The sequence below is a fragment of the Noviherbaspirillum humi genome (genome assembly GCF_900188095.1).
In the GTDB taxonomy this organism is placed as follows: Bacteria; Pseudomonadota; Gammaproteobacteria; order Burkholderiales; family Burkholderiaceae_D; genus Noviherbaspirillum; species Noviherbaspirillum humi.
Genome location: NZ_FZOT01000005.1, coordinates 246,205 through 252,204 on the forward strand (window position 1 = coordinate 246,205; position 6,000 = coordinate 252,204).

The window sequence follows — 6,000 nt, forward strand, 5'->3', positions numbered from 1 at the left end:
GAGGCGCGAGGCGGCCTTTTCGTCATTCGCCCAGCGCTTTTGCTTCCTGAAAATAAAAAAGGGAGGATGACAGCGTCTTCCTCCCCAAGAGTGAAACCATGAAACCAGCCCGGAGGCTGATCAGCTAACTCGTATTACGGTTTGCCGTAATCCTTCGGCAGGACCTGCAGCTTGTCCCAGGGGAAGCCGTTCAGGATGGCGTATTCCGGCGTGCCGTTGAACAGGGCAGGATACGGATCGGCCTGGCCCTTGGCGGTATAGGATTTCGGGTTCTGCGCGCGCAGCGAGAGTGCGCCTGCCTTGTCCCAGACCACGAAGCCATATTTCTGTGCCGCCTTGGCGATCGTTTTTGCCACCGGATGGATGTTCAGCGCATCCACATTGACGCTCGGATCGAGTCGCATGCGGGAACCCTCGGGAATCCGATTCGCCGCATTGGCCGGGTTATAGCCGTCGGAACGCGTTGCCGGCCAGGAGAAGATGTTGGCGTTCTCCAGGTCGACCAGCGCGATTCCGATCACGTGCCGAATCTCGCCGCGCTTGAGTTCTTCCGCGGTGATCTGACCGCCGAGGAAGGGCAGGCCGGTAGCCGTGGTGCCGTACGGATTGGCCCACAAGCCATTGCTGGTGGACGCGGACTTCATGCTGCCGCCCCAGCATGCCTGCCATTGGCCGTTCGAATTCTTGGCTTGCCAGAATTCCCAAACGCCGCCGGTGGAAGGTTGGTACACCGTCATCTCGCCGTCAGTGCCGGAAGATTGCTGCGCATACGAAGGAACCGGCACGGCCGCCCACTGCGAAGCCAGGTTTTGATCCAGGTAGCCCTTGCCCTGGCAATCCCACACGGAGACCTTGACGGTCGGCGCGTTGGCATCGGCCACATAAACCGGGCTGGCGTAGGAAGCGGTATTGATGGTGACGTTGCCGTAGTACGCCTGCTTCTGGCGCAGGAAGTCGGCCACCATGCCGGCCGAATTCGGATGCAGCGCCACGCTGGTTGGAATGGTCTGGTACCAGAAGCTGTTGGGGCTGAATACCGAGTCGGTGACGAGGGCATTGGTCGTCGAGGTCGTCGGCGACGTGGTAGTCGTTGCAGGGGTGGTCGTCGTGCCCTGGTAGGAGCAGCTCTTGTCGACGCCCGGCACCGGATCGCCGAACACGCTGTTGGAACAGGAAACCGATCCGGTCACGGTCTTGGTGGCATACGTGCCGTTGGCGCCATAGCGCACCGTGGTCGTGCCGGGAACGGAGCAGGAGCCGTCTTCGTACGCACAGAAAGTCCAGGTGGTGGTTGTGGTCGCCGGTGCCGGTGCCGGTGCAGGTGCTGGAGTAGGCGCAGGCGCTGGAGCAGGCGCTGGAGCCGGTGCCGGTGCCGGAGCCGGTGCCGGAGCAGTCGTGGTGGTCTTTTTGTAGTCGCAGAACTTATCGACGCCGGGATACGGGTCGCCGAAGGCACTGTTGGAGCAGGAAACGGAGCCGGTTACGGTCTTGGTGAAATATTTGCCCGAAACGCCATATCGTACGGTGGTGGTGCCCGGGACCTTGCAGGTGCCGCCTTCTGTGGCACAGCGGATCCAGGTTGTTGTGCTCGTCGTTGCTGCGAGCTGCGCGGAAGACATGTTCGCCTCTGTTTGCGTGCTGTCGGAAGCATCGCCGCCGCCACAGGCAGCCAGAAGAACGGATACACAGGACAGCGCCGCAGGAAGCAGCCGCTTGTTCGATCGGATAACCACTGATACTCCCAGGAAATAATGCACTCAGGCAAGAGTTTCTTAGGAGAATTTCGCCGTGGAATAGTTCCGCTGGTGAAACGAATTTATTTCTATCGTTTAATAGATTCCGATCTGCTCGACCTATAGCTGGTGTCGCTTATGCAAACCTTTTAAGCCATGTCGCGTATGAACCTTCATGAGGCTAGGGGCCAAGTTGATGGCAGCAAGACAAACGCACAATCTCTCATCTCGAGATCGTCCTTGTGCATTCAACTTCGCAAAATAAAAAAAACCGCATGCCGTTAGGGATGCGGTTAATTACCTTTGAGGAAAGAAAGTTACGACTTCACTCTATACCGTACGCAGGCCTTTTTAAATATGACATAGCTCACTTGATGATTTTCCAGTGCCTCATGTTTGGGAGCATCCATCCGAAAGCCCGCGATATACCTAGTCGGCCGTCAATACCAGATTCATCGCGATTTTTTCCGCCGCTGAACCCCTGCGAGGCGCACGGCGTTGGCGGTTGCCCGCCGATGAATCGGCTGCAATCCTACTCCGGCAAGCTCGATCATCGATGTGGTGAAATGCTCTCCCACCTCTGAAAAATTCTTCAGCAATTGCGTGCCGGGCATGCCCCACCAGGGGCCATGCAACCCCGACCAGTTCTGTTTGGCCGGCATCAGGCTTGCCAGCATGGCGGCCGGAATCTGGGCCAGCAGCAGGAGCAACAGCGACTGGTTCGATTCGATCAGGCGCATGCTCATTGCCATGAACGATTCGGCAGCGGCTTCGATCTTTTCGCTGCCCATTCGATGGAACTCCTTGCGGTCTCGCGCGTCCGGAAATACGCCTGCCGTCACCATGCGCCCAAGCCGATGACTGATGACCTGCGCGGAAGCCAGCATCATTTCACCCTGCTTCCAGCCGACGTCGATCCAAGGCCAAGCGGTGTCAAGCGGAGACATCATGTTGAAAGGACGGGGCGATGGCATGTTGCCTCCATGGTGGGTAGGTAGGTAGGTGGGGTGGGTCAAACCAGCGTCGTGGCTGCACGCGGCACCTTGCTTCGAAGCCCATCAGCACTGGACGTTCCCGGACGGCGGCAGACTTCATGCCGCCGCACCGCTTTAATCAAATCGGCCCTTGCTTGGTGTTACTGTCCTGCCGCAAATTCAAAGCGGCGAAGCATCCTGAACGCCGTGCCTGGAGCCGGCTCGATGAATACCGCGATGCTGTCGATGTGCATCGGAATCGCGCCGGCTGCATGAGCAAACCAGTTGCATGCGCCGGTATGCAGCGCCTGTCGGATCTTATCCTCATAACCGGCCAGGGAATTGCTCAACGTAAAGTGAAAGCGGAAATCTTCATCCACGTAAGGATATCCCCATCTCAACAGGTTCTGCCTCTGCCGGTCGCTCAGCGGCTGCTTGTTCTTGGACGCCAGTTCGGCTGGCATTGGCGCTTGCCGTAAATCGTCGAAATAGCGTACGCAATCCATGGCAAGGCGGGACAGGGCATGCTCGTCCCCGCTCGGCCGAAGCGCCAGAAAATCGCGCAGGAAAACGACCTCCAGCCTGCCGACGGACAACGATGATGCGCCGGCGCAGAAACCTCGAGCGGCGTTCAATACCGCCTGCTCGCCCAACCCGGGCTTCAACAAAAACGGCCCTTTCAGCGTGGCGTGGAAGCCATAGCGCCGCGGCGTGGAGGTCATTTCCCGGAACAGCGCAGTGGGAATTGCAGGCAGCATGGGTTGCGCAATCTCCAGGCCGGTTTCCGCGTCCCGGCCAAGCCAGGCGCAACCGGCTGGCCACCACGGGGAATTGCTTGCAGGCGAAAAATAGATGGCGTAGCGCGACATGATCGGGGAGATGGCTTAGGATTGTTGTCACGGCTGAACTAATATCGCCGGCCAAAACTCGAACATTGATTCTTTTTATACAACGCTCAGACCGCTCGATGCAGGAAGAAATCCAGGCCAGGCAACTCGGCAAAATGCGCCGCATCGCGACCGGACTGCTGCTGTTCATGGCGGCGCTTTTCGTGGCCGCCCGGGTTTTTCAGCCGCGATTTCCTTTCCTTTCTTACGTCAGTGCTTTCGCCGAAGCCGCCATGGTAGGCGCGCTTGCCGACTGGTTCGCCGTGAGCGCGCTATTCCGGCACCCGCTGGGTTTGCCGATTCCGCATACCGCCATCATTCCCCGCAATAAGGACCGCATCGGCGAAAGCCTGGCCAACTTCCTCGAGCACAATTTCATTACGCAGGAAGTGATGCGCGACGAATTGCGCCACATCGATTTTGCCGGCATGGCATCTGCCTGGCTGGCGCACCCGGAAAACAGCCGCCTGCTCGCCAGGCAGATGGTGCGCAGCATCCCGTCGCTTCTGAAGGTGGTCGAAGATGAGGATGTGCGCCAGTTCATGCAGGGGCGCATCGCGGCGGCATTGCAGAGCATGAAGTTCGGCCCGGTGCTGGCGGAAATCCTGGCCATGCTCACCGCGGGCCAGCAACGCCAGGAGATGTACGACCAGTTCATCGGCGTCGTATCGAATGCGCTGGAGCGCAACAAGCCTTATATCCGCTGGAAGATCCATGAGAGCAGCCCGCGCTGGCTGCCCAAGCTGATCGACGAAAAGTTTTATGAGCGCATCGTCGACGCGTTGCAGAGCACGCTGAACGAGATGCGTGACGAAGACAGCGAATGGCGGATCCGCTTCGGCAATGCGACCGATAAGCTGGTTTTCAAGCTTAGGGAGTCGCCCGAATACGAACGCAAAATAGAGGCATTGCTGAGCGAGGTGGTCAACCACGAAATGTTCCGCCACTACATGCTGGAGATCTGGCACGACGTGCGCGACCGCCTGCTGGCCGACGCCGGGTCGCCGGACTCGCAGATCGCCGCGCGGCTCGAGGGCGCGCTCCAGGTGGCGAGCACCGAGCTGCTGAGCGACCCGCGCATGCAGGGGAAGATCAACCAGTGGATACGGCTGCAGGCCACTCATGCCATCGTTGCGCGGCGGCGCCAGATCGCCGACCTGGTGGCTCGCGTCGTCCGCAAATGGGATACCGACACGGTGTCGCGCAAGCTGGAACTCTATGTCGGCAAGGATCTGCAATACATTCGCATCAACGGCACGCTGGTCGGCGGCGCGGTGGGCCTGGTGCTGCACGTGATCGGGCTGCTGATCTAACGCGTTGCAGCGATGGCCTGCCTGTCGGCGATGGCGCATGGCAGTCGACGCCGGGCCGGGAAATGCTTGAGAATAGCGTTTTCAACTCAGCAAAAGAAATCGGCGATGCCCGTCGAAAGAAACACCGTCCTGCTCGTCGAAGACGAGCCCGCGATCGTCGAATTGGTCCGCTTCAGTCTGCAGGATGCCGGCATCGAGGTCATCGTCGCGACCTCTGCCGAGGAAGCCCTGGAGCGCCTGCAACAGCGGCTCCCGCACCTGCTGCTTCTCGACTGGATGCTTCCTGGCGAAAGCGGGCTGCAATTTCTGCGCCGCCTGCGTGCGCAGCCGCGCCTGCAAGCGCTCCCGGTGATCATGCTGACCGCCAAGAGCATGGAGGAAGACAAGATCGCCGGGCTCGACGGCGGCGCCGACGATTACATCACCAAGCCCTTCTCGCCGCGCGAACTGGTGTCCCGCATCCGGGCGCTGCTGCGGCGCAGGCTGCCTGAGCAAGCACTGGAGGCGATGGAGGCGGGGCCCATTCTGCTTGACCCGGCGACCTGCTCGGTTACCGTCGATGGCCGCCGCGCCGAGATCGGACAGGCTGAATACCGGCTGCTCAAATTCCTGATGGCACATGGCGGCCGGGTGTTTTCGCGCAGCCAGTTGCTGGACAAAGTGTGGGGCGACCATGTGGCGATCGAGGAGCGCACGGTGGACGTCCATATCCTCAGGCTGCGCAAGGCGCTCGGCGACGGCGAAGCCTGGATACAGACCGTGCGTGGCGTCGGCTATCGCTTTGCCGATCCCGCTTCCGCTTCATGAATCCGCGCCTGCTCTTCTGGGTGCCAGCGGGATTGCGCCTGCTGGTTGTACTGGTGGTCGCCGGCGCGGTCGCCGACTGGTATGGCCTGATTGCCGGGCTTGCGGTTCTCGCTTCGACCCTGCTCGGCGCCATCGGCTTGCAGCTGTGGTGCCTGTACCGCCTGGGCCGCTGGCTGGACGACCCCGTGGGCAGCCGGCTGCCGGACGGCTGGGGCGCCTGGAGCGACATCTTCTCCCGGCTCTACAAGCTGCGCCGCGACGACGAGCGCAACCAGGCCGAGCTGGC

6 protein-coding genes are annotated in these 6,000 nt (G+C 60.6%); 3 read left to right on the forward strand and 3 right to left on the reverse strand.

Features of this window, described 5'->3' with window-relative positions:
• Positions 1 to 134 precede the first annotated feature (134 nt).
• The 3 genes from CHB88_RS25140 to CHB88_RS11000 form a co-directional block, all read right to left on the reverse strand.
• Complete coding sequence (locus CHB88_RS25140) at positions 135 to 1,619, reverse strand: DUF4124 domain-containing protein (RefSeq protein WP_176442416.1); 1,485 nt, start codon at positions 1,617 to 1,619, stop codon at positions 135 to 137.
• 566 nt (positions 1,620 to 2,185) lie between these two features.
• Positions 2,186 to 2,707, reverse strand: a complete 522-nt coding sequence (locus CHB88_RS10995; protein WP_143131218.1) for a polyhydroxyalkanoate granule-associated phasin — start codon at positions 2,705 to 2,707, stop codon at positions 2,186 to 2,188.
• A 161-nt stretch (positions 2,708 to 2,868) separates the two neighbouring features.
• Positions 2,869 to 3,576: a DUF1045 domain-containing protein gene (locus CHB88_RS11000; protein WP_089399359.1), complete on the reverse strand. Its 708-nt coding sequence runs from the start codon at positions 3,574 to 3,576 to the stop codon at positions 2,869 to 2,871.
• A 98-nt stretch (positions 3,577 to 3,674) separates the two neighbouring features.
• Here CHB88_RS11000 and CHB88_RS11005 point away from each other — a divergent pair, with 98 nt between their 5' ends.
• The 3 genes from CHB88_RS11005 to CHB88_RS11015 all read left to right on the forward strand — a co-directional run.
• The gene (locus CHB88_RS11005) at positions 3,675 to 4,907 is read left to right on the forward strand and encodes a DUF445 domain-containing protein (RefSeq protein WP_245844898.1); all 1,233 of its coding nucleotides are present in this window, start codon (positions 3,675 to 3,677) and stop codon (positions 4,905 to 4,907) included.
• A 105-nt stretch (positions 4,908 to 5,012) separates the two neighbouring features.
• A complete protein-coding gene (gene phoB / locus CHB88_RS11010) occupies positions 5,013 to 5,714 on the forward strand; it encodes a phosphate regulon transcriptional regulator PhoB (protein ID WP_089399360.1) in 702 nt (233 codons plus the stop codon).
• Between the two features lie 32 nt (positions 5,715 to 5,746).
• On the forward strand, positions 5,747 to 6,000 hold a 254-nt coding region (locus CHB88_RS11015), incomplete at its 3' end, for a DUF3329 domain-containing protein (protein WP_245844900.1).